The organism is Achromobacter ruhlandii, assembly GCF_902859695.1.
GTDB classification, from domain to species: Bacteria; Pseudomonadota; Gammaproteobacteria; order Burkholderiales; family Burkholderiaceae_B; genus Achromobacter; species Achromobacter ruhlandii.
The window spans coordinates 158490-181917 of record NZ_CADIJL010000001.1; the positions used below are offsets into that span (position 1 = coordinate 158490).

Consider the following 23428-nt stretch of genomic DNA (forward strand, 5'->3'; position numbering starts at 1 on the left):
GGAACAGCAATGGTTGAACTAACCGTCGACGGCAATACGGTAGAAGTGCCCGAGGGCAGCATGGTGATGCATGCGGCCCAGAAAGTCGGGCTTTACGTGCCGCATTTCTGCTACCACAAGAAACTGTCCATCGCGGCCAACTGCCGCATGTGCCTGGTCGAAGTGGAAAAGGCGCCCAAGGCGCTGCCCGCCTGCGCCACCCCCGTGACGAACGGCATGGTCGTGCACACCTGCTCCGAGAAGGCTCGCGCCGCTCAGAAGTCGGTGATGGAATTCTTGCTCATCAATCACCCGCTCGACTGCCCGATCTGCGATCAGGGCGGCGAATGCCAGCTGCAGGACCTGGCCGTGGGCTACGGCGGCTCTTCCTCGCGTTACCAGGAAGAAAAGCGCGTGGTGTTCCACAAGGACCTGGGCCCGCTGGTTTCCGCCGAGGAAATGAGCCGCTGCATCCACTGCACCCGCTGCGTGCGCTTCGGCCAGGAAATCGCCGGCGTCATGGAACTGGGCATGCTGGGCCGTGGCGAGCACTCCGAGATCACCTCGTTCGTGGGCCGCTCGATCGAGTCCGAACTGTCGGGCAACATGATCGACATCTGTCCGGTGGGCGCGCTGACCTCCAAGCCCTTCCGCTACAGCGCCCGCACCTGGGAACTGGCCCGTCGCCGTTCGGTCAGCCCGCACGACAGCCTGGGCGCCAACCTGGTGGTCCAGGTCAAGGGCGACCGCGTGATGCGCGTGGTGCCGTTCGAAGACGAAGCCATCAACGAATGCTGGATCAGCGACCGCGACCGCTTCTCGTACGAAGGCCTGAACAGCGAAGACCGCCTGTCCGCCCCGATGATCAAGGGCGCCGACGGCAAGTGGCAGGAAGCCTCCTGGGCCGACGCCCTGGCCGCCGTGGCCCAAGGCCTGTCGCGCGTGCGTGACAGCTTCGGCGCCGGCCAGATCGGCGCCCTGGCGTCCGAATACGCCACCACCGAGGAATACGCGCTGCTGGGCCGCCTGGTCCGCGCGCTGGGTTCCGAGAACATCGATTTCCGCCTGCGCCAGACCGACCCGGCCTTCGACGCCGCGCTGACCGGCGCGCCGTGGCTGGGCATGCCGATCGCCGAACTCGACAACCTGGACCGCGTCCTGGTGGTCGGCTCGTTCCTGCGCAAGGACCACCCGCTGATGGCCCAGCGCCTGCGCCAGGCCGCCAAGCGCGGCACGCAGATCCTGATGGTCGACAGCGCCGCCGACGATCCCCTGATGCCGGTCGCCGGCCGCCTCACCGTGGCCCCGTCCGAGCTGCCGCGCGCCCTGGCCGAAGTGGCCGTGGCCCTGGCGCAAGCCAAGCAAGCCGCGGTGCCGGCCGAGTTCGCCTCGGTCACCCCGGGCGAGAACGCCAAGATCATCGCCGCCAGCCTGGCGTCGGGCGCCAACACCGCCGTGCTGATGGGCAACCTGGCCGTGGCCAGCGCCCAGGCCTCGACCCTGGCCGCCAACGGCCGCGCCGTGGCCGACCTGGCCGGCGGCAAGTTCGGTTTCCTGACCTCCGGCGGCAACACCGTCGGCGGTTACCTGGCCGGCGCCATCCCGGGCAAGGGCGGCAAGAACGCCGCCGCCATGCTGGCCGAGCCGCTCAAGGCCTACGTGGTGCTGCACGCCGAGCCGCTGCTGGATGCCGATAACGGCCAGCAAGCGATTGCCGCGCTGCGCGGCGCGCAATTCGCCGTGGCCCTGACGCCTTACCGTTCGGCCGCGGCCGAATGGGCCGACGTCATGCTGCCGGTGGCGCCGTTCACCGAAACCTCGGGCACGTTCGTCAACGCCCAGGGCCTGGCCCAGAGCTTCAAGGGCACGGTCGCGCCGTTCGGCCAGACCCGTCCGGCCTGGAAGGTCCTGCGCGTGCTGGGCAACGTCCTGCACCTGGCCGGCTTCGATGATGAAACCTCCGAGTCCGTGCGCGATGCCGCGCTGGCCGGCGGCGTCGAAGGCCGCCTGTCCAACGACATCAAGGCCCCGCTGGGCCTGGGCCAGCCCCTGACCGGGCTGGAGCGCGTCGCCGACGTGCCGATCTACCGTACCGACGCCATGGTGCGCCGCTCGGAGCCGCTGCAGGCCGCGCCGGCCTCGAAGCTGCCCGCCGCGCGCATGAACGGCAACACGCTGACCAGCCTCGGCCTGACCGCCGGCGTCAAGGTGCGCGTGACGGGCGGGCAGGGCGCTGTCGAGCTCGAAACCGTGCAGGACGACGCCGTGGCCGATCGCGCCGTGCGCATCGCCGCAGCCTTTGAAAATACCGCAGCCCTGGGTGGCGCATTTGGTCAACTCAGCGTGGAGCGTGCCTGATGGAATGGCTCAATGTTCTTGAAAGCCACGGAACGGCATTGCTCGGTCCGACGGTCTGGATGGTTCTCTGGACGATCATCAAGATCGTGGTCATCGCCGTGCCCATCATCCTGTGCGTCGCCTACCTGACGTACTGGGAGCGCAAGATGATCGGCGCCATGCACGTGCGCATGGGCCCGAACCGCGTCGGTTTCAAGGGGCTGCTGCAGCCGTTCGCCGACGTGTTCAAGCTGCTGACCAAGGAAGTCGTGGTCCCCAGCCAGGCCAACAAGGTGCTGTTCATCGTGGCTCCCGTGGTCACGCTGATGCCGGCGCTGGCCGCCTGGGCGGTGGTGCCGTTCGGTCCCGACGTGGTCCTGGCCAACGTCAACGCCGGCCTGCTGTACATCATGGCCATCACGTCGATCGGCGTGTACGGCGTGATCGTCGCCGGCTGGGCCTCGAACTCGAAGTACGCGTTCCTGGGCGCGCTGCGCGCCTCGGCCCAGATGCTGTCGTATGAACTGGCCATCGGCTTCGTGCTGGTGACGGTGCTGCTGGTGTCCGGCAGTCTGAACATGTCCGAGATCGTGCATGTGCAGAACCGCGGCTGGTTCGCCGACAAGGGTCTGACGTTCCTGTCCTGGAACTGGCTGCCGCTCTTGCCGCTGTTCGTGATCTACGTGATCTCGGCCGTGGCCGAAACCAACCGCCACCCGTTCGACGTGGTGGAAGGCGAATCGGAAATCGTGGCCGGCCACATGGTCGAATACTCGGGCATGGCCTTCGCGCTGTTCTTCCTGGGCGAATACGCCAACATGATCCTGCTGTCGTGCATGGCGTCGATCATGTTCCTGGGCGGCTGGGCTTCGCCGATCGACATCGCGCCGCTGACCTGGATCCCGGGTTGGATCTGGCTCGGTCTCAAGACGTTCGTCGTGGTTTCGTTGTTCGTGTGGTTCCGTGCGTCGTTCCCGCGTTACCGCTACGACCAGATCATGCGTTTGGGCTGGAAGATCTTCATCCCGCTGACCGGCGTTTGGCTGGTCGTTGTGGCGATCTGGATGCAGACGCCCTGGAACATTTGGCGCTAAGCCGCCAGGCAGAGGCAGGATATGGAAGCGATCAAAGATTTCTTCGGCAGCTTGATGCTGGCCGAACTGCTCAAGGGCATGCGCCTGACGGGCAAGTATTTCTTCAAGCGCAAGGTCACCTTGCGCTACCCGCAGGAAAAGACGCCGACCTCGGCGCGATTCCGCGGCCTGCACGCGCTGCGCCGCTACCCCAATGGGGAAGAGCGCTGCATCGCGTGCAAACTGTGTGAAGCCGTGTGCCCCGCGCTGGCCATCACCATCGAGTCGGACCAGCGTGACGACGGCACCCGCCGCACCACGCGCTACGACATCGACCTGACCAAGTGCATTTTCTGCGGCTTCTGTGAGGAAAGCTGCCCCGTGGACTCGATCGTGGAAACGCACATCCACGAATACCACGGCGAAAAGCGCGGCGACCTGTATTTCACCAAAGACATGCTGCTCGCCGTGGGCGACCGCTACGAAGCCGAAATCGCCCGCCGCCGGGCCGAAGACGCTCCCTACCGTTGAGCCCAGGGTCCTGATCCATGACTTTTACCACTGTCCTGTTTTACATACTGGCCGCCGTGCTGGTGATCGCGGCGTTCCGCGTGATCACCGCGCGCAGCCCTGTCACCGCCGTCCTGCACCTGATCCTGGCGTTCGCCAACGCGGCCATGCTGTGGATGCTGCTGGGCGCCGAGTTCCTCGCGCTGCTGCTGGTGCTGGTGTACGTGGGCGCCGTGATGGTGCTGTTCCTGTTTGTCGTCATGATGCTGGACATCCGCATGGATGCGCTGCGCCAGGGCATGAAGACCTACCTGCCGCTGGGCCTGGTGATCGGCCTGGTGATGGTGCTGGAAATGGCCTTCGTGCTGGGGTCGACCTGGTACGGCTCGGGCCCGCAAGCCCCGGTCGCCGGCGACTACAACAACGCCCGCGCGCTCGGTGAAGCGATGTACACGCACTACATCTACGCCATCGAAGTCGGCGCCGCGCTGCTGCTGGTCGGCATGGTCGCCGCCATCGCGCTTACCCTGCGCCGCCGCCGCGACGTGAAGTACAACGACCCGGTCGCCGCGGTTCGCGTGCGCGCCAAGGACCGCTTCCGCATGGTGAGCATGCCCGCCCAGAGCGAGCGCGCCCAGGCCCAGAACGGCACCGCCGCGCCCCAAGGAGAAAAACAATGACGCTGACGCTGGCCCATTATCTGATCCTGGGGGCGATCCTGTTCGCCATCGGGATCTTCGGCATCTTCCTGAACCGCCGCAACCTGATCATTCTGCTGATGTCCATCGAGCTGGTGCTCCTGGCCGTCAACATGAACTTCGTGGCGTTCTCCAGCTGGTTCGGCGACACCGCCGGCCAGGTGTTCGTGTTCTTCATCCTGACCGTGGCCGCCGCTGAAGCGGCGATCGGCCTGGCCATCCTGGTGCTGCTGTTCCGCAACCTGAACACGATCAACGTTGACGAACTCGATCGCCTGAAGGGCTGACGGGGTATTGGAAGAAAATGTCTAGCTCACCCAATCTCTACCTGCTCATCGCGCTGGCGCCGCTGGCCGGAGCAATCCTCGCGGGCCTTTTCGGCACCGGGTTCCTGGGCCGTCCGATCGGCCGCCGCGCCTCGCACGTCATCACCATCCTGGGCGTGCTCATCTCCGCCATCGGTTCGGTGGTGGTGCTGGGCGACGTGCTCAACGGCCTGCGCTTTGATGGCGCGGTCTACACCTGGAGCCTGATCGGCCAGACCAAGCTGGAAATCGGCTTCCTGATCGATCCGCTGTCGGCCATGATGATGGTCGTGGTGACCTCGGTGTCGCTGATGGTGCACATCTACACCATCGGCTACATGGCCGACGATCCCGGCTACCAGCGCTTCTTCTCGTACATCTCGCTGTTCACGTTCTCCATGCTGATGCTGGTGATGTCGAACAACATGGTGCAGCTGTTCTTCGGCTGGGAAGCGGTGGGCCTGGTCTCGTACCTGCTGATCGGTTTCTGGTACACCCGCCCGACCGCGATCTTCGCCAACATGAAGGCGTTCCTGATCAACCGCGTCGGCGACTTCGGTTTCGTCCTCGGCATCGGCCTGCTGTTCGCCTACGCCGGCACCATGCACTACGGTGAAGTGTTCGCCCAGGCCGACAAGCTGTCCAAGCTGACGCTGCCCGGTTCGGACTGGATGCTGCTGACCGTGGCCTGCATCTGCCTGTTCATCGGCGCCATGGGCAAGTCGGCGCAGGTTCCCCTGCACGCCTGGCTGCCCGACTCGATGGAAGGCCCGACCCCGATCTCCGCGCTGATCCACGCCGCCACCATGGTGACGGCCGGCATCTTCATGGTCGCGCGCTTCTCGCCGCTGTTCGAGCTGTCGGACACCGCGCTGTCGTTCATCATCGTGATCGGCGCCATCGGCGCGCTGTTCCTGGGCATCCTGGGCATCATCCAGAACGACATCAAGCGCGTGGTGGCGTATTCGACGCTGTCGCAGCTGGGCTACATGACCGTCGCGCTGGGCGCCTCGGCCTACTCGGTGGCGATCTTCCACCTGATGACGCACGCGTTCTTCAAGGCGCTGCTGTTCCTGGGCGCGGGCTCGGTCATCATCGGCATGCATCACGACCAGGACATCCGCAACATGGGCGGCCTGCGCAAGTACATGCCCATCACCTGGATCACCTTCCTCCTGGGCACGCTGGCCCTGGTCGGCACGCCGTTCTTCTCGGGTTTCTACTCGAAGGAACACATCATCGAGGCCGCCGGCGCCGCCCACGTCTGGGGCGCCAGCTTCGCCTACTACGCCACGCTGATCGGCGTGTTCGTGACCTCGCTGTACTCGTTCCGCGTGTACTTCCTGGTCTTCCATGGCAAGGAACGCTTCGACACCAGCGACCACGGTCATGGCCACGGCCACGACGCGCACGGCCATGACGACCACGGTCACGACGACCATGGCCACGGCCACCACGGCGGCAAGCCGCACGAGTCGCCCTGGGTCGTGACCCTGCCGCTGATCCTGCTGGCGATCCCGTCGGTGCTGATCGGCGCCTGGGCGGTGGATCCGATGCTGTTCGGCAAGTTCTTCAACGGCGTGATCACGGTGCTGCCGCAGCATCCGGCCATGCACGAACTGCACGAAGAATGGCACGGCTGGGTCGCCTTCGGCCTGCACGCCTTCCAGACCCTGCCGTTCTGGCTGGTCGTGGCCGGCGCGGTCATCGCCTGGTACTGCTACCTGATCAACCCGAAGGTCCCGGCCGCGATCAAGTCGAGCCTGTCGGGCGTGAACAAGGTGCTTGAGAACAAGTACTACGTTGACTGGGTCAACGAGCAGATCATCGCCCGCGGCCTGCGCTGCCTGGGCCGTGGCCTGTGGCAGACCGGCGACCGCGGCATCATCGACGGCCTGCTGATCAACGGCAGCGCCCGCGTGGTGGGCTGGGTGTCGGCGATCAGCCGCCACCTGCAGTCCGGCTTCATCTATCACTACGCGTTCGCGATGATCATCGGCATCATGGCGCTGGTGACTTTCTTTGTGCTGATTCCCCAATGATGGCAAGCGAGATGGCATCCAACACTTTCCCCTGGCTTACGCTTGCGATCTTTGTCCCGATCGTATTCGGCCTGCTGGTGCTGGCGGTGGGCCGTGACGACCGTCCCGGCCTGACGCGCGGCCTGTCGCTGATCGGCTCGATCGCCGGCTTCCTCGTCACGATCCCGCTGTACACCGGGTTCGACTCCAAGACGGCTGCCATGCAGTTCGTCGAGAAGACCTCCTGGATCGAAGCCTTCAACGTCAACTACCACCTGGGCGTGGACGGCATTTCGCTGTGGTTCGTGCTCCTGACCGCGTTCATCACCATCATCGTGGTGCTGGCCGGCTGGGAAGTCATCACCAGCCGCGTGTCCCAGTACATGGCCGCCTTCCTGATCCTGTCGGGTCTGATGGTGGGCGTGTTCTGCGCGCTGGACGGCATGCTGTTCTACGTGTTCTTCGAAGCCACGCTGATCCCGATGTACATCATCATCGGCGTCTGGGGCGGACCGAACCGGGTGTACGCGGCCTTCAAGTTCTTCCTCTACACCCTGATGGGCTCGCTGCTGACGCTGGTGGCCTTCGTCTACCTGTGGAACGCCTCGGGCGGTTCGTTCGACATCCTGACCTGGCAGCAGACCAAGCTGGGCTACACCCCGCAGATCCTGATCTTCGTGGCGCTGCTGGCGGCCTTCGCCGTCAAGGTGCCGATGTGGCCGGTGCACACCTGGCTGCCGGACGCCCACGTCGAGGCACCCACGGGCGGCTCCATCGTGCTGGCCGCGATCATGCTGAAGCTGGGCGCTTACGGTTTCCTGCGCTTCTCGCTGCCGATCGCGCCCGACGCCTCGCACAGCCTGGCCGGCCTGATGATCACGCTGTCGCTGATCGCCGTGATCTACATCGGCCTGGTGGCGATCGTGCAGGACGACATGAAGAAGCTGGTGGCCTATTCGTCGGTCGCCCACATGGGCTTCGTCACCCTGGGTTTCTTCATCTTCAACACGGCCGGCGTCGAAGGCGCCATCGTGCAGATGATCTCCCACGGCTTCGTCTCGGGCGCCATGTTCATGTGTATCGGCGTGCTTTACGACCGCATGCACTCGCGCCGCATCGCCGACTACGGCGGCGTGGTCAACGTGATGCCGCGCTTCGCCACGTTCTTCATCCTGTTCTCGATGGCCAATAGCGGCCTGCCGGCCACCAGCGGTTTCGTCGGCGAGTTCATGGTGATCATGGGCGCGGTCGAGCACAACTTCTGGATCGGCCTGCTGGCGGCCACCGCGCTGATCCTGGGCGCTTCGTATTCGCTGTGGATGGTCAAGCGCGTGGTCCTGGGCGATATCGCCAATGATCATGTGCGCGAGCTGACCGATATCAACCGCCGCGAATTCGTGATTCTTGGCGTGATGGCGATCGCCGTGCTGTACATGGGGATCTATCCCAAGCCCTTCACCGACGTGATGCACGTGTCGGTCGAGGCCCTGCTGCAACACGTTGCCGTCTCGAAACTGTAAGACAAGACAATGATGCAATCCCAAATCGATTTCGCCCTGGCGACACCGGAAATCCTCCTGCTGGTTTTCGGCCTGGCTATCCTGCTCGTCGACGCGGTCAGCAATCACCCCGAGCGCAAGCCGACGTTCCTGCTGACCATGCTGGCGCTGGGCGTGCTGACCGTGGTGTCGGCGCTGCAGTGGAAGAACGGCGTCACGGGTTCGACCTTCAACGGCCTGTACGTCACCGACGAGCTGTCGCACCTGCTCAAGATCGCCTCGTACATCGCGGTGGCGGTGACGCTGGTCTACGGCCGCGTCTACGCCCAGCTGCGCGACATGATGCGCGGCGGCGAACTGTACGTGCTGACGCTGTTCGCCCTGCTGGGCCAGATGGTGATGATCTCGTCGGGCAACCTGATCTCGATCTACCTGGGCCTGGAGCTGATGTCGCTGGCGCTGTACGCGCTGATCGCGCTGCGTCGCGACAACGTCGTCGCCACCGAAGCCGCCATGAAGTACTTCGTGCTGGGCGCGCTGGCCTCGGGCTTCCTGCTGTACGGCATGTCGATGGTCTACGGCGCCACCGGTCACCTGGACCTGGCCGAAGTCTCCAAGGTCATCGCCGCCGGCAAGGCCGAGAAGCTGGCCCTGGTGTTCGGCATCGTGTTCCTGGTTTCGGGCCTGGCGTTCAAGCTCGGCGCCGTGCCGTTCCACATGTGGGTGCCGGACGTCTACCAGGGTTCGCCGACCGCGGTCACGCTGATCCTGGGCGGCGCGCCCAAGCTGGCGGCCTTCGCCATCACGCTGCGCCTGCTGGTCGACGGCCTGCACGGCCTGGCGGCCGACTGGCAGCCGATGCTGATGATCCTGGCGGTGCTGTCGCTGGCCATCGGCAACCTGACCGCCATCGCGCAGACCAACTTCAAGCGCATGCTGGCCTACTCGACCATCTCGCACATGGGCTTCGTGCTGCTGGGCCTGATGTCGGGCTCGGTGGTCGGCAAACCGGAACTGGCCTCGTCCGCCTACGGCGCGTCGCTGTTCTACATGCTGACCTACGTGCTGACCACGCTGGCCAGCTTCGGCATCGTGCTGCTGCTGTCGCGCCAGGGTTTCGAGTGCGAGCACATCGACGACCTGAAGGGCCTGAACCGCCGCAGTCCGTGGCATGCCGCCATCGTGCTGCTGCTGATGTTCTCGCTGGCCGGCATCCCGCCGCTGGTGGGCTTCTACGCCAAGCTGGCGGTGCTGCAGGCGCTGGTCAGCGCCGGCCACGTCACGCTGGCGGTGGTCGCGGTGGTGTTCTCGCTGATCGGCGCGTTCTACTACCTGCGCGTGGTCAAGGTCGTGTACTTCGACGAGCCGGCGGCCGATGCCGCGCCGATGGCGGCCACCTGCGGCCAGCGCGGCGTGCTGTCGGTCAACGGCCTGCTGATCCTGGTGCTGGGCCTGTTGCCGGGCGGCCTGATGGCCCTGTGCGTGCAGGCCATCCGCAGCTCGCTCAGCCTGTAAGCGAAGCGGGCCATGAACCAGACCCTGGCGGTATGGCTCCTGATCGCGCTGGCCCTGGTCAGCGCGAACCTGCCCTTCCTGACGGAGCGCGTGTTCGCCGTGCTGCCGTGGAAGCAGGGTGGGGCCGAAGCCGTCAAGCCGTTCTGGATGCGCCTGGTCGAAGTGCTGGTGTTCTACCTGATCGTGGGCGCCCTGGGCTTCACGTTCGAGTCCGCGCTGGGCAACCGCTTCGCGCAGACCTGGGAGTTTTACGCCATCACCTTGAGCCTGTACCTGGTGCTGGCCTATCCCGGTTTCGTGTACCGCTATCTGTTCAAGCGGCATCCCCGCCTGCGGACCTGAACCGGCCGCCCCACGCACCGCATAAACGCCCCGCAAGGGGCGTTTTGTTTTGAGGCCGTGTCATCGCCGATTGCGGATTCTGTGGTCAAACGCCATCAAGTCACGGCATCGTTGCGTTATCGCGTCCGATTTCACCCGCGTGGCCGAACCCGATCAACTTTCACGTACAGAATCGCAGGCTGTCATAAACAGGAATGGTTTCCATTCCCGTCCAGGAGAGCCTCATCTTGAAACTCGAAGATTCGTACGCGCTGAATTCATTGGCCGGATCGCTGGCCGCCGCGGTGGCGGTGCCCGCGCTGTTCATCAGTCCTTATGCAATGGCGCAATCGGGTGCCGGCCACGTTCCGCAGCTGGCGCCGGTGCAGGTGGAAGGCGAAAGCTCGCCCTACCAGCCCGACAGCGTCCAGTCTTCCAAGATGACCGCGCCGCTGCTGGACACGCCGCGTTCGGTGCAGGTGGTGCCCAAGCAGGTCATGTCCGACCAGTCCGCGACATCGTTGCAGGATGTGCTGCAGAATTCGCCGGGCATCACCTTCGCCGCAGGCGAGGGCGGACGCGCTGGCGGCGACCTGCCCATCATTCGCGGCCAGAACGCCGCCAGCAGCCTGTTCCTGGATGGCGTGCGCGACGTCAGCATGCAGGCGCGCGATACCTTCAACCTGGAGCAGGTGGAGATCATCAAGGGCCCGGATTCCGTCTACGCCGGCCGTGGCGGCGCGGGCGGCAGCATCAATCTCGTCAGCAAGGCGCCCAAGGCCAAGGATGCGATCGAGGCCACTGGCCAGATCGGCACCGATCACAACTATCGCGGCACCCTGGACAGCAACTGGCGGCTGGGCGAAAAATCGGCGTTTCGCCTGAATGTCATGGGCGCCAAGGGCGACGTGCCGGGCCGCGACAAAGCGGTGAACTTCGAGCGCTGGGGCGTGGCACCGTCGCTGACGCTGGGCATGGGCACGCCGACCCGCATCACGCTGAGCTACTACCACTATCAGAACGACAGCATGCCGGACTACTCCATTCCCTACGACCCGCAGTCGGGTCTGCCGGCCACGGAGACGCTTGGTGTCAGTCGTCACAACTTCTACGGACTCGCCGGCCGCGATTACATGAAGACGCGCGATGGCACGGCCACCGTCGACTTCCAGCATGATTTCTCCGACAGCCTCAAGCTGCGCAACGTGGCGCGGTATGGCCGGGAAACCGCCGATTACCTCGCCACCCAACCCGACCTCACGCTCGCGAACCTGCCCGCCGGGATCGTCAACCGGCCGGCCTACGGCCGCTACTACACCACCCACGCATTCGCGAATCAGACCGACCTGAGCGGCGAATTCCTGACGGGGGTTGTCAAGCATGGGTTCGACCTTGGCTTCGAATACACCAGTGTCAAGCAGACCATGGCCTATACCAACGACCAGGTGCTGGCCTCCGATGGCGTGACCAAGTGCCCGGCCGATCTGACGCGGACGTCGCTGTACGACCCCGATCCGAACGTGGCCTATCCCTGCCGCACCGTCCTCAGTTGGCCGGCGCCCTATGCCACGGACACCCTGGCGCTGTACGGCTTCGATACGCTCAAATTCAGCGAGCAATGGCAGGCCAGTGTCGGCCTGCGCTGGGACAACTATCGCACCAGCGGCCATGACCGAAAGGAGAACAGCTACAGCCGCTCCGACAACCTGTTGAACTACCAGTTGGGCGTGGCTTACAAGCCCGTGCCGCAAGGCACGATCTACGCCTCCTTTGGCACTTCGTCGACGCCCTCCGCGGCCTCGGGTGCCACAGCATCCGACATCCTGCGGAAAAGCTCCGATGAGGAGGCGGCGCCGGAACAGAGCCGCTCGGTCGAGGCGGGCGTCAAATGGCTGGTGTTCGATGAGCGCCTGACGCTCTCCGGCGCGGTTTTCCAGGACACCCGAAAGCACACCAACATCGAGGTGATGCCCAACGAATACGAGCAGGCGGGCGAAACGCGCGTGCGCGGGCTCGAACTGGGCTTCTCCGGCGCCATCACACCCGCCTGGAACGTTTATGGCGGCTACACCTTCCTGAACAGCAAGCTCATCCGCGGCGGGCGCAAGGATAGCGGCTCCGAGGGCCAGGTCTTGCCGAACACGCCGCGCAACGCATTCAGCCTGTGGTCTTCCTACAAGGTGCTGCCTGCTCTGACGCTGGGCGGTGGCGCCTACTATGTCAGCAAGGTCTATGGCAACACGGATGCGGGCGTCGATGCCAGCGGTGCGCCCAAGGCGCGCTGGGTGCCTTCGTATTGGCGCTTCGACGCGATGGCCAAATATAAATTCAGCCCGCGTCTTTCACTACAGCTGAACGTGCTGAACGTGTTTGACACGACCTACTACACCCGGGCCAGGCCGAAGAACCACGCCGCGCTCGGCACGGGCAGGGCAGCGCTGCTGTCAGTGAGAATGCGCTACTGATCGACGCTGGCAGACAGGAAAGCCACCTTCGCGGTGGCTTTCCCGGGTGGCGCGGCTGTGCGGCGATCAGCCTTCGAACCAGTTCAGCACGCCGTCCAGGCCCGAGACGTTCAGCGCGTAGCGCGTCTGCTGCCGCACCAGCGGCTTGGCGTGGTACGCCACCGGAAAGCCGGCGGCGCCCAGCATCTTCAGGTCGTTGGCGCCGTCGCCCATGGCGATGACCTGCTCCTTGGTCGCGCCGTGGGTGCGGGCGAACTCGCGCAGGTAGACGGCCTTGGCGTCGGCGTCCAGGATGTCGCCCAGCACGCGGCCGGTCAGCACGCCGTTGTCGATCTCCAGCGTGTTGGCGTGGGCGCTGTCCAGCCGCAGGCGCTCGCGCAGGCGGTCGGTGAAGAAGGTGAAGCCGCCCGACACCAGCAGCACCTTGATGCCGGCCGCCTGGGCGGTGGTGATCAACCGTTCGGCGCCCGGGTTCAGGCGCAGCTTCTCGGTGTAGACCTGTTCCAGGGCTTCGGCCGGCACGTCCTTGAGCAGCGCCACGCGGCGGCGCAGGCTTTCAGCGAAGTCCTTGATCTCGCCGCGCATCGCGGCCTCGGTGATCTCCGAGACCTTGTCCTTGACGCCGGCCACGCCGGCGATCTCGTCGATGCACTCGATGTTGATGAGCGTCGAGTCCATGTCCATCGCCAGCACCTTGCAGTGCGACAGCTTCAGGCCGGCGGGCACGAAGGCGGTGTCGACGCCATGGCGTTCGGCCCAGGCCACCACGTCGGCTCGGGTGGCATCGTCGTGCTGCACGTCAAGCAGACGGGCCGCGGTGGCGCTGATGCGGGCCACGCCCTGCGCCTGCGCGAGCGCGGCGATCTGTTCGGCGTGTTCGACCGTCAGGCCGGGGGATTGGACGACGAGGTGATGGATAGTCATAAAAATGCGAAGGTCGGGGCGGGTTACTTCAAGGCGCGCAGCACGGCGCGCACGGCGTCGGCGCGGGCCGGGATCTGCGCGGCCTTGATCTCAACCCGCAATTTATCCTGTCCTGCGAGTTTGATGTGGCGTTGCCGCTGCACCAGTTCGATGATTTTGGCCGGATCGACGCTGGTCTTGGGGCCGAACTGCAGCAGCGCCTGGGTTTCGCTGGCGTCGATCTTGACGATGCCCAGCGGTTGCGCGGCCAGGCGCAGGCGGTGCGTGGTCAGCAGCGTCTGCGCCGCCTCGGGCAGCTTGCCGAAGCGGTCGATCAGTTCTTCCTGGATCTGGATCAGGTCGTCCTCGTCGGCGGCGTGGGCCAGGCGCTTGTAGACGCTCAGGCGCGCATGCACGTCGGCGCAGTAGTCGGACGGCAGCAGCGCCGGCGCATGCAGGTTGACCTCGCAGGCCAGGTTGAAGGGGGCGTCCAGGTCCGGCTCCTCGCCGGCGCGCAGGGCGCGCACCGCTTCGTTCAGCATCTCGTTGTACATCGAGAAGCCGACTTCCTGGATATTGCCGGACTGCGAATCGCCCAGCACTTCGCCGGTGCCGCGGATCTCCAGGTCGTGCATGGCCAGGTAGAAGCCCGATCCCAGTTCCTCCATGGCCTGGATCGCCTCCAGCCGCTTCTTGGCGTTGCTGGTGATGGCGTCCTCGCCCGGCGTCAGCAGGTAGGCGTAGGCCTGGTGGTGCGAGCGACCGACGCGGCCGCGCAGCTGGTGCAGCTGCGCCAGGCCGAAGCGGTCGGCGCGGTGGATCACGATGGTGTTGGCGCTGGGCACGTCGATGCCGGTTTCGATGATGGTGGTGCACAACAGCACGTTGTAGCGCTGCTGGTAGAAGCCCTTCATCACCTGTTCCAGGTCGCGCTCGGGCATCTGGCCGTGGGCCACCGCGATGCGGGCCTCGGGCACCAGCTCTTCGAGACGGGCGCGGCGGTTGTGGATGGTCTCGACCTCGTTGTGCAGGAAGTAGCACTGGCCGCCGCGCTTGAGCTCGCGCAGCAGCGCCTCGCGCAGCGTGCTGCCGTCCTCGCGCCGCACGAAGGTCTTGATCGCCAGGCGCTTTTGCGGCGCGGTGGCGATGACCGAGAAATCGCGGATGCCTTCGAGCGACATGCCGAGCGTGCGCGGGATCGGCGTGGCGGTCAGGGTCAGCACGTCGACCTCGGCGCGCAGCGCCTTGAGCGCCTCCTTCTGGCGCACGCCGAAGCGGTGTTCCTCATCGATGATGACCAGCCCGAGGCGCTTGAACTTCACGTCCTTGGACAGGATCTTGTGGGTGCCGATGACGATGTCGACGCGGCCGTCGTTGATGCCCTCGATGGCCGCGGACACTTCCTTGGCCGAGCGGAAACGCGACAGTTCCACCACCCGCACCGGCCAGTCGGCGAAGCGGTCGGAGAAGGTCTGGGCGTGCTGTTCGGCCAGCAGCGTGGTGGGGCAGAGCAGGGCGACCTGCTTGCCGTTGGCCACGGCCAGGAACGCGGCGCGCAGCGCCACCTCGGTCTTGCCGAAGCCGACGTCGCCGCACACCAGGCGGTCCATCGGCCGGCCCGAGGTCATGTCGGCGATCACGGCCTCGATGGCGGCGGCCTGATCGGCGGTTTCCTCGAAACCGAAGCCCTCGGCGAAGGCCTGGTAGTCGTTGAGCGGCAGGTTGAAGGCGAAGCCCTCGCGCGCGGCGCGCTGGGCATACAGCGCCAGCAGTTCGGCGGCGGTGTCGCGCACCTGCTTGGCGGCCTTGCGGCGCGCCTTGTCCCACTGGCCCGAGCCGAGCTGGTGCAGCGGCGCGGCTTCCGGATCGGCGCCGCTGTAGCGGGCGATCACGTGCAGTTGCGACACCGGCACGTACAGCGTGCTGCCGTTGGCGTATTCGAGATGCAGGAACTCCATCTCGCCTTCGCCCATGTCCATGTTGACCAGGCCGTGGTAGCGGCCGATGCCGTGCTGCGCGTGCACCACGGGGTCGCCGGCGCGCAGTTCGGACAGGTCGCGCACCATCGCTTCGACGTTGCTGGCGCGTTCCTGGTCGCGCTTGCCGCGCCGGCCGGTGCTGGCCAGCCCCGGATAGAGGTCGTTCTCGGTCAGGAAGGCCAGGTTGGCCTGCGGCAACTCGAAGCCGGTGGCCAGGGGCGCGGCGACGATGCCGAAGTGGGCGTCTGAAGCCAGGAAGGCTTCGATGCTGTCCGGCTGCGCGTCGGGGGTGACGCCGAACTCGTTCAGCATTTGCACCAGCGTCTCGCGGCGGCCGGCCGAGTCGGCGCACAGCAGCACACGGCCTTGCGGCTTGCCGATATGCGTGCGCAACTTGGCGATCGGGTCTTCGGCGCGGCGCGCCACGCTCACGTCTGGCGCGGCGCGGAAGTCGGGATGGGGCTGGCCCGCGGCCAGCGCCAGGCGGCGGAAATCCTTCAGGCGGGCGTACAGCGTCTGCTCATCCAGGAACAGCGCCGACGGCGGCAGCACCGGACGCTCGCGGTCGCTTTTCAGGAAGCCGTAGCGGCTGCCGGTGTCCTGGTGAAAGCGCATCATGGCGTCGTCGATGTCGCCGACGGTGACGGTGATGGCGTTGTCGGCCAGGTAGTCGAACAGCGTCGCGGTCTCGTCGAAGAACAGCGGCAGGTAGTACTCGACCCCGGCGAAGGGGATGCCGTTGCCGATGTCCTTGTAGGGAAGGGCGCGCGACGGGTCGCCTTCGAACACTTCGCGGAAACGCGCGCGGAAGCGATTACGCGAATCCTCGTCCATGGGGAATTCGCGGCCCGGCAGTAGCTGAACCTCGCGCACCGGATACAGGCTGCGCTGGGTGTCAACGTCGAAGCTGCGAATGGTCTCGATCTCGTCGTCGAACAGGTCCAGCCGGTAGGGCAGCGCCGATCCCATCGGGAACAGGTCGATCAGGCCGCCGCGCAGACAGAACTCGCCGGGCGCGGTGACCTGCGTGACGTGGTTGTAGTTGGCCAGCGTCAGCTGTGCGCGCAGCGCCGCCTCGTTGAGCTTGTCCTTCTGCTTGAAGGAAAAGGTATAGGCCGCCAGGAACGACGGCGGCGCCAGCCGGTACAGCGCCGTGGTGACCGGCACCGTCAGCACGTCCACCGTCTTCATCATCAGCGAGTGCAGGGTGTGCAGGCGCTCGGAGATCAGGTCCTGGTGCGGCGAGAAGGCGTCGTACGGCAGCGTTTCCCAGTCGGGTAGCTGGCGCACGCGCAGGCCGGGCGCGAACAGCGCGATTTCCTCGGCCAGGCGCTGCGCTTCCAGCGGCTCGGCGGTCAGCACCACCAGCGGCGCGCCGGCCTGGCGGGCCAGATCGGCCAGCAGCCAGGCGTCGCCCGAGCCGGGCGGGCGCGGTTGCGCATAACGCGTGCCGGGCTTGAGCGCGGCGAGAGTGGGGGCGGTCGCGGGAACGGGCGGCGCTGCCGTGGCGGAGGAGGTGGGAGCGGGCATCAGGCTGGGAGCAGGCATCAAGCGGAAGATTATAAAATCACCGCACCATGTCTGACTCAATCATCGCAATCGTTCCCGCCGCCGGCGTCGGCGCCCGTGCCAGCCACCCCGGCGCCGAGAGCGTGCCCAAGCAATACCGTCCGTTGGCCGGACAGCCCATGCTGCGCCACGCCGTGGCTGCCCTGCTCGCGGACGACCGCGTGTCGCAGGTGCGGGTGGCGGTGACGCCGGGCGACGGCTGGGTCGACCAGGCCGTGGCCGGCCTGCCGCGCACGGTCTGGCGCGCCTGCGGCGGCGCCACCCGGGCCGATACCGTGGCCGGGGCGCTGGCCGAAAGCGGGGTGTCCGACGATACCTGGGTGCTGGTGCACGATGCCGCCCGCCCCGGCCTGCCGGCCGCGGCGCTGGCGCGCCTGATCGACGCCTGCCTTGCGGATCCCGTCGGCGGCCTGCTGGCGCTGCCCGTGGCGGACACCGTCAAGGCCGGCCATGAGCGTGTCGAGCGCACCCTGGACCGCAACGGGCTGTGGCTGGCGCAGACGCCGCAGATGTTCCGCGCCGGCGTGCTGCGCGACGCGCTGACGGCCGCCGCGGTGAATGGCATCGCCGTCACCGACGAGGCCTCGGCCCTCGAGGCCGCGGGCTATGCGCCGCTGCTGGTGCCCGGCGCCCTGCGCAATTTCAAGGTGACCTGGCCGGACGATTTCGAACTGATGGAAAAATGGCTATGAGTAGTATTCCTTTCCGTGTCGGACAGGGTTTTGACGTGCATGCGCTGGTCGAAGGCCGGCCGCTGATCATCGGCGGCGTGACCATTCCGCACAGCCACGGCCTGCTGGGCCATTCGGATGCCGACGTGCTGCTGCACGCGATCACGGATGCGCTGCTGGGCGCGGCGGGCCTGGGCGACATCGGCCGCCATTTTCCCGACACCGATCCGGCCTTCAAGGGCGCCGACAGCCGCGTGCTGTTGCGCGAGGCCGTGGCGCGCGTGCGCCAGGCCGGCTGGGCGCCGGTGAACATCGATGCCACCGTGCACGCACAGGCCCCCAAGATCGGCCCGCATGCGCCGGCCATGGTCAGCAATATCGCCGCCGATACCGGCTTGGCCGAGACCGAGGTCAACATCAAGGCCAAGACCAACGAAGGCCTGGGCTACCTGGGCCGCAAGGAAGGCATTTCGGCCACGGTGGTGGCGTTGTTGGCGCGGATCTGACCGCCGCCCCGGGGCCTTGCCTGAATCGATGGCGCGGGTGTTCACCGCGCCATTTTTTTGGCGTGCCGGCGTTGTTTTATTCGCACGGATACATGTCCACAACTAATTAACAAACCGCAAAAAAGGGCGCGGACCGCGTGGCTGCTATGGTTTGGCGCGAATCCCGCGTCATTTGGGGCGCGCAGCCCGAAAATGCCCCGTGTTTTCGTCTTGCCGGGGCATTTGAACTGGAATATTCTGCGGCTACTTAACGTCTGGATAATAGGGACACTAGGATGCATGTACGTGGCGCTGCCTTATTCGTGGCTCTCGTCGCCTTTGGTTCGCCTGCACATGCAGAATTCGAGCAGCAGCTCGGCCCGCTCGCGGGCGCTGTCCGCACGCAGCTGCTGCAGGGCTGGACCGCGGGGGTCGAGGATGGCTGGTTCACGCTGCGCAACAAGGCCACGGCCGGCAGCGAACAGACGCTCTACCTGAACGTTGGACAACCGCCCGAAGGCGGCCGTATCACCGACGTGAACGTGGTCCTGAATTCGAAGAATCCCAAGGCTTCCATCGGCCTGGCGCTGACCAACCGTGCGCGCAAGGGCCTGTGCCTGCTCGAACTCACGGCCGCCAAGCAGACCTTGCTGTTCTGTCTGGATGGCGACAAGCGCCGCGATATCGCCAACGTGCCCAACGTGGCGAAGCTGGACGGCTCCGACCGCATCAAGGTGGTCGAGGTGCCGGGCGCGGCGCGCTTCATCGTCAACGGCCAGAAGATCGGCGATATCGAGAACGAACCCGCGCTGGGCTCCGAACTGGGCATCATGGCCTACGAGGTCGGCACCTTCGGGATCGCGGACTTCACCATCAACACGAACGTCAACGCCAACACCGGGCAGGGTGGCGGGCAACCGCAACAGCAGCCGACGCGCGCGCCGCAGGCCTCGCCGGATTCCGGCGCCAGCAGCGGCTTGCCGGGTTCCGGTCCGTATCCGCGTTTTGGCGGCGACTCGCTGCGCATCGTGGCGGTGTACATCGGCATCATGCGCAGCATTTTCATGCATGAGTTCGGCCACGCCCTGATCGGCGAACTCGAGCTGCCTTCGACCGGCGCCGAGGAAGACGCGGTCGATATCTATTCGGCGCTGCAGATCGTCGAACCCACCATGTACCCGTCCAGCGACAAGGACACCAACGCCATGGCCCAGGGCGCGGCCAAGTACGCGGCCCTGCAGTGGTACTACAGCGGCAAGCTGGCCGAGGCCCAGGGCGCCGGCAATTCGCCCTGGCAGGACGAGCACACCGGCGACCTCAAGCGCTTCCGCAACATGCTGTGCATCATGTACGGCGGCAACCCGGGCGTGTTCGAATCGCTGGTCGAGCAGGTTGGCTTCGAAGACCGCACCAAGTCGCGTTGCGCGGACGAGTTCACCAAGCAGAACCGCGCCTGGCGCCGGATCCTGGCGCCGCATACCCGCGTCGGCACCTGGTCGCCCGACGGCCAGCAGCCAGCGAACGCGCCCGGCGCGCCGGTGAACGTGACCTTCGAGCCGTCGTCGCGCCGCATCGGCAACCTGTTCGCCAACAACCTGTCCGAAGCCATCTCTAAAGACATCAAGCTGCTGGGCCAGACCTACGTCCTGCCGCGGCCGGTCAACGTGGTCTTCAAGGACTGCGGCAAGCTCAACGCCTGGTACAGCCCGCGCGAAGGCTCGATCACGATGTGCTACGAGCTGATCGAGAACATCGCGGTGATGATCTCCGACATCGAGATGGGCACGGTCGGCGGCGAGCCCAAGCAGGGCGGGGCGGCGCCGCAGCGGTCTCCGCAACAGGCGCCGCAACAGCCGCGCCAGCAGCCGCCCGCCGGCCAGCCGCAGCGCGCGCCCGGCAACGGCGGCTTCGACGAACTGCAAGATAGCGGCGTGCCGCCGACGACGCTGCTGTTCTCGGCGCCCTACAAGGGCCCGACGCCCAACACCCATCCGCGCGCCAAGGTGATCACCACCAAGGACGTGGTGGCCCTGCTGACAGATGAAAAGAACAAGAATTTCCTGGTGATCGATACCAGCGGCCTGCGCGAGACCATCCCGGGCGCGTTCCCGCTGAGCGACGCGGGTTCGGACGGCGCCATTACGGACCAGATGCAGGAAGCCTTCGATGGCTGGCTGCACAAGAAGACCGGCACCGAGAAAGAGCACAATGTGCCCTTGATCATCATGGGCGCCGGCATGAATGACCGCTCGTCCTATAACGCCGCGCTGCGCGCCGGCATGATGGGCTGGCCGGTCTACTGGTACCGCGGCGGCATGGAGGCCTGGGTTGCCAATGGCCTGCCGACGACCGCCGTGAAGTCGCAGGGGCAATAAGAAGGATCGCCGGGCGGCGCAACGACCGCCCCGCCAATGCAAAAGCCCGCCTGTTCGCACAGGCGGGCTTTTTCATTGTTTCGCGCGAAGGCGCGCCAGGCTTACTTGCCCTGCGCGGCCAGCGCCAGGGCGGCGGCGTTGACCACCGAGGCGATGCGGCCGGCGTCGCGCAACTGTTCGGTCGACAGGCCGTCCTTCTTCAGGTTCTCGTAGTGCGAGCCGACGCAGAAGTGGCACTTGCCGATGATCGAGGCCACCAGCGCGAACAGCTCGAAGCGCTTCTTGTCGACGCCGCCGTGGGTGGCGTAGGCGTTCATGCGCAATTGGGCCGGCAGGCTCTTGAGCTGGGCGTCGCCGCTCATCTCGACATACGGGTACCAGGTGTTGTTCATGCCCATGAGCGCCGAGGCGGTCAACGCGGCATTGGCGTCGGTTTCGGACAGGCCGCTCTTGAAGGCTTCGATCAGCACCGGGCTGCGCGCGGCGTAGGCGGCCGACAGGGCAGCGCCGACGGCGTCTTCGGGGGCCAGGGTCGAGCGGGCGATCACGGCGTCCAGATTCAGGCGGATGTCCTTGGCCCAATCCGGCAGCTGTTCCTTAATGGTCGTCAGAAATTCCATAGTTTTTACCTATAATCTAGCGCAGTTAAAGCCCGGCGAAGGACCTGCGGACAGGTCCCCGGCCGGGCTGGAAATTACAGCGTGGCGCCGCCAACCGTACGGTTGCACGGGCACAGCTCGTCGGTTTGCAGGCCGTCGAGCAGACGCAGGACTTCTTCCGGGTTACGGCCGACGTTCAGGTTGTTCACCGAAACGTGCTGGATCGTGTTGTCCGGGTCGACGATGAAGGTGGCGCGCAGGGCCACGCCAGCGCCCTTTTCACGCACGCCCAGCTGGTCGATCAGGGCGCCGGTGGTGTCGCCGAACTGGTAGTGACCCAGCTTGTTCAGGTCCGGGTGCTCACGGCGCCAGGCCAGCTTGACGAATTCGTTGTCGCTCGAGCCACCCAGCAGGACGGCGTCGCGGTCTTCGAAATCCTTGGCCAGCTTGTTGAAGCCGACGATTTCGGTCGGGCACACGAACGTGAAGTCCTTCGGGTAGAAGTAGATCACCTTCCACTTGCCGGGGAACGAGCTTTCGGTGATGTCTTCGAAAGCCGAGACGCCGTTTTCTTCGTGCTGGTTGAAGCCGGGCTTGACGCCGGTAACCTTGAAGGGCTCGAGTTTGTCGCCAACAGTTTTCATGTTTACTCCCAGTAGTTGTTGGTGGAATTAAGGCGGTGCCTCAAACCATAAATTCTACGCTATGGATTATCGTTGTCTAATTGATAATTCCTAAACTTCGCTTTGGGCAGCTCTATGCGCGCGGTCAGGCCGCCGCCTTCGCGCGGCAGCATGCGCAGGGCGCCGCCGACGTGCTTGAGCAGGCGCTCGACGATCGCCAGCCCCAGGCCGGCGCCGCTGACGCCGGTGCGCGCGGCTTCCCCGCGGGAAAAGGGACGCAACAGGCGGTCGACGTCTTCGGGCGCGATGCCGGGGCCGCGATCGGACACCTCGATGACGATCATGCCGCCCTCAGCTTGCAATGTCATGACCAGATGGGCCATGCCGTCGGTCGAGCGTCCATAGCGGCGCGCGTTCTCGATCAGGTTGCTGACGATGCGCTTGAGGTCCAGCGCCGTGATGCGGGCCCGCAGGCCGGGTTCGAGGGTGGCCTCCAGCTCGCCGCCCAGCGACGAGGTGTGGCTGCGCTCGCGTTCGTACAGCTCGGCCAGCACGGCGGAAATGTCGGTGGCCAGTTGCGGCAGGGTGCCGGCGGGACGGGCGTATTCCATCAACTGGCCGATGCTGTGGTCGATCTGGCCGAGGTCCTCGTCGATGGCCTGGCGCGCGTCTTCCGACACGCCGCTCAGCTCGATTTCCAGGCGCATGCGCGCCAGCGGCGTTCGCAGGTCATGGGAAATGCCCGCCAGCATCAGCTCGCGGTCGGCCTCGGCCTGCCGCAAGTCCTTGGCCATGCGGTTGAACGAGGCGTTCAGGTCGCGGATTTCCAGCGGGCCCTGCTCGGGAAGCGGCGCCGGGGTCTCGCCGCGCGACAGCACCTGGGCCGCGCGCGCCAGCCGCGACAGCGGCCGGTTCACGAAACCGACGCTGACCGCCGCGCCCACCAGGGACAGCAGTAGCGCCGTGGCGCCCCATCCCAGCCATTCGATGCCGCCCGTCAGCCCGATCTGCTCGCGTTCGAACACCAGCCAATATAGGTCTTTCTCGATCTGGAAACTGACCCAGAAACCCGGCACCTGGTTCACGCCCCAGGCGATCTGGGTCTCGGGGCCGAAGCGCGTGCGGATATGTTGCGCCACGCGCTGCCAGTAATCGTCGTCGGGGAGGGCTTCGGCGAAGTCGGTGACTTCGCGCGGATAGACCTGGATGCCTTCATTGGTGGCCAGGTCGAGCAGGAGCTTGCTGCGTTCGCCGTTGTGCGAATAGATCAGCGCGGTGCGCGTGATATTGACGGCCGTGATCACCCGCTGCGCCATCTGATTGGCGCGCGGTCCCAGCTCCATGCTGAAGAAGACTTGTAGCCACGCCCCCAGGCTGACCAGCATGAGCGCGGCCAGCAGCAGGAACGTGCGGCCGAACAAGCCGAGCCGCAAACGTGAAGTCAGGTTCCTGAAGGTTTTGCGCAAGCGGGGCACGAGGCTGCGCTCCTGCCCGGGGCGGG

General features: G+C 65.9%; 18 protein-coding genes. 13 read left to right on the forward strand and 5 right to left on the reverse strand.

Translation table 11 applies throughout. The features are described from left to right. Positions 1-9: 9 nt before the first annotated feature. The 10 genes from nuoG to HV742_RS00710 all read left to right on the forward strand — a co-directional run bounded on the left by nuoG (position 10) and on the right by HV742_RS00710 (position 12723). Positions 10-2337, forward strand: a complete 2328-nt coding sequence (gene nuoG, locus HV742_RS00665; RefSeq protein WP_054419747.1) for an NADH-quinone oxidoreductase subunit NuoG — start codon at positions 10-12, stop codon at positions 2335-2337. Beyond that, positions 2337-3410 carry an NADH-quinone oxidoreductase subunit NuoH gene (gene nuoH / locus HV742_RS00670; protein ID WP_049072044.1) on the forward strand — a complete coding sequence of 358 codons (1074 nt, stop codon included), beginning with the start codon at positions 2337-2339 and terminating at the stop codon, positions 3408-3410. The genes nuoG and nuoH overlap by 1 nt, the downstream gene beginning before the upstream one ends. A gap of 21 nt (positions 3411-3431) precedes the next feature. Next, positions 3432-3920, forward strand: coding sequence for an NADH-quinone oxidoreductase subunit NuoI (gene nuoI, locus HV742_RS00675; RefSeq protein ID WP_006389216.1), 489 nt, complete (start codon positions 3432-3434; stop codon positions 3918-3920). Positions 3921-3937: 17 nt separating this feature from the next. Beyond that, positions 3938-4579 carry an NADH-quinone oxidoreductase subunit J gene (locus tag HV742_RS00680; RefSeq protein ID WP_049072046.1) on the forward strand — a complete coding sequence of 214 codons (642 nt, stop codon included), beginning with the start codon at positions 3938-3940 and terminating at the stop codon, positions 4577-4579. Continuing rightward, positions 4576-4884, forward strand: a complete 309-nt coding sequence (gene nuoK, locus HV742_RS00685) for an NADH-quinone oxidoreductase subunit NuoK (protein ID WP_006217969.1) — start codon at positions 4576-4578, stop codon at positions 4882-4884. Before HV742_RS00680 ends, nuoK begins: the two co-directional genes overlap by 4 nt. A 17-nt stretch (positions 4885-4901) precedes the next feature. Next, positions 4902-6944: an NADH-quinone oxidoreductase subunit L gene (gene nuoL / locus HV742_RS00690; protein WP_049072048.1), complete on the forward strand. Its 2043-nt coding sequence runs from the start codon at positions 4902-4904 to the stop codon at positions 6942-6944. Continuing rightward, complete coding sequence (locus tag HV742_RS00695; protein ID WP_059269506.1) at positions 6941-8443, forward strand: NADH-quinone oxidoreductase subunit M; 1503 nt, start codon at positions 6941-6943, stop codon at positions 8441-8443. Before nuoL ends, HV742_RS00695 begins: the two co-directional genes overlap by 4 nt. 9 nt (positions 8444-8452) lie before the next feature. Continuing rightward, positions 8453-9937 (forward strand): NADH-quinone oxidoreductase subunit NuoN, encoded by a 1485-nt coding sequence (nuoN, locus tag HV742_RS00700; protein ID WP_049072054.1) that lies wholly within the window; start codon positions 8453-8455, stop codon positions 9935-9937. Positions 9938-9949: 12 nt separating this feature from the next. Beyond that, positions 9950-10279: a DUF2818 family protein gene (locus tag HV742_RS00705; protein ID WP_049072056.1), complete on the forward strand. Its 330-nt coding sequence runs from the start codon at positions 9950-9952 to the stop codon at positions 10277-10279. Between the two features lie 194 nt (positions 10280-10473). Then, positions 10474-12723, forward strand: a complete 2250-nt coding sequence (locus HV742_RS00710; protein ID WP_175144301.1) for a TonB-dependent receptor — start codon at positions 10474-10476, stop codon at positions 12721-12723. A gap of 66 nt (positions 12724-12789) precedes the next feature. On the opposite strand, the gene serB is transcribed toward HV742_RS00710, so the two are convergent. Next, positions 12790-13647, reverse strand: coding sequence for a phosphoserine phosphatase SerB (serB, locus tag HV742_RS00715; RefSeq protein ID WP_049072061.1), 858 nt, complete (start codon positions 13645-13647; stop codon positions 12790-12792). A gap of 23 nt (positions 13648-13670) precedes the next feature. Next, complete coding sequence (gene mfd / locus HV742_RS00720; protein WP_175144302.1) at positions 13671-17153, reverse strand: transcription-repair coupling factor; 3483 nt, start codon at positions 17151-17153, stop codon at positions 13671-13673. 29 nt (positions 17154-17182) lie between these two features. Here mfd and ispD point away from each other — a divergent pair, with 29 nt between their 5' ends. The 3 genes from ispD (at position 17183) to HV742_RS00735 (ending at position 20705) form a co-directional block, all read left to right on the forward strand. Then, complete coding sequence (gene ispD, locus HV742_RS00725; RefSeq protein WP_049072066.1) at positions 17183-17866, forward strand: 2-C-methyl-D-erythritol 4-phosphate cytidylyltransferase; 684 nt, start codon at positions 17183-17185, stop codon at positions 17864-17866. Then, entirely contained in the window at positions 17857-18351 is a 495-nt protein-coding gene (gene ispF / locus HV742_RS00730; protein ID WP_049072068.1) for a 2-C-methyl-D-erythritol 2,4-cyclodiphosphate synthase, read from the forward strand. Before ispD ends, ispF begins: the two co-directional genes overlap by 10 nt. A 302-nt stretch (positions 18352-18653) precedes the next feature. Then, the gene (locus HV742_RS00735) at positions 18654-20705 is read left to right on the forward strand and encodes a DUF4344 domain-containing metallopeptidase (protein ID WP_236749521.1); all 2052 of its coding nucleotides are present in this window, start codon (positions 18654-18656) and stop codon (positions 20703-20705) included. A gap of 101 nt (positions 20706-20806) precedes the next feature. On the opposite strand, the gene HV742_RS00740 is transcribed toward HV742_RS00735, so the two are convergent. The 3 genes from HV742_RS00740 to risS all read right to left on the reverse strand — a co-directional run bounded on the left by HV742_RS00740 (position 20807) and on the right by risS (position 23402). Further along, on the reverse strand, positions 20807-21325 hold the full coding sequence (locus tag HV742_RS00740) for a carboxymuconolactone decarboxylase family protein (RefSeq protein WP_049072072.1): 519 nt from the start codon (positions 21323-21325) through the stop codon (positions 20807-20809). 74 nt (positions 21326-21399) lie between these two features. Then, positions 21400-21948, reverse strand: a complete 549-nt coding sequence (locus HV742_RS00745; protein WP_006389231.1) for a peroxiredoxin — start codon at positions 21946-21948, stop codon at positions 21400-21402. A 59-nt stretch (positions 21949-22007) separates the two neighbouring features. Continuing rightward, the gene (risS, locus tag HV742_RS00750) at positions 22008-23402 is read right to left on the reverse strand and encodes a sensor histidine kinase RisS (RefSeq protein ID WP_054419436.1); all 1395 of its coding nucleotides are present in this window, start codon (positions 23400-23402) and stop codon (positions 22008-22010) included. Between the last annotated feature and the right edge of the window lie 26 nt (positions 23403-23428).

Coding starts and splice junctions, on each gene's coding strand:
- ispD (WP_049072066.1), top strand. CDS start 17,183: ATGTCTGACTCAATCATCGCAATCGTTCCCGCCGCCGGCGTCGGCGCC.
- nuoH (WP_049072044.1), top strand. CDS start 2,337: ATGGAATGGCTCAATGTTCTTGAAAGCCACGGAACGGCATTGCTCGGT.
- nuoL (WP_049072048.1), top strand. CDS start 4,902: ATGTCTAGCTCACCCAATCTCTACCTGCTCATCGCGCTGGCGCCGCTG.
- serB (WP_049072061.1), bottom strand. CDS start 13,647: ATGACTATCCATCACCTCGTCGTCCAATCCCCCGGCCTGACGGTCGAA.
- HV742_RS00695 (WP_059269506.1), top strand. CDS start 6,941: ATGATGGCAAGCGAGATGGCATCCAACACTTTCCCCTGGCTTACGCTT.
- HV742_RS00710 (WP_175144301.1), top strand. CDS start 10,474: ATGGTTTCCATTCCCGTCCAGGAGAGCCTCATCTTGAAACTCGAAGAT.
- HV742_RS00745 (WP_006389231.1), bottom strand. CDS start 21,948: ATGAAAACTGTTGGCGACAAACTCGAGCCCTTCAAGGTTACCGGCGTC.
- HV742_RS00705 (WP_049072056.1), top strand. CDS start 9,950: ATGAACCAGACCCTGGCGGTATGGCTCCTGATCGCGCTGGCCCTGGTC.
- ispF (WP_049072068.1), top strand. CDS start 17,857: ATGGCTATGAGTAGTATTCCTTTCCGTGTCGGACAGGGTTTTGACGTG.
- nuoN (WP_049072054.1), top strand. CDS start 8,453: ATGATGCAATCCCAAATCGATTTCGCCCTGGCGACACCGGAAATCCTC.
- nuoK (WP_006217969.1), top strand. CDS start 4,576: ATGACGCTGACGCTGGCCCATTATCTGATCCTGGGGGCGATCCTGTTC.
- nuoG (WP_054419747.1), top strand. CDS start 10: ATGGTTGAACTAACCGTCGACGGCAATACGGTAGAAGTGCCCGAGGGC.
- mfd (WP_175144302.1), bottom strand. CDS start 17,153: ATGCCTGCTCCCAGCCTGATGCCCGCTCCCACCTCCTCCGCCACGGCA.
- nuoI (WP_006389216.1), top strand. CDS start 3,432: ATGGAAGCGATCAAAGATTTCTTCGGCAGCTTGATGCTGGCCGAACTG.
- HV742_RS00680 (WP_049072046.1), top strand. CDS start 3,938: ATGACTTTTACCACTGTCCTGTTTTACATACTGGCCGCCGTGCTGGTG.
- HV742_RS00740 (WP_049072072.1), bottom strand. CDS start 21,325: ATGGAATTTCTGACGACCATTAAGGAACAGCTGCCGGATTGGGCCAAG.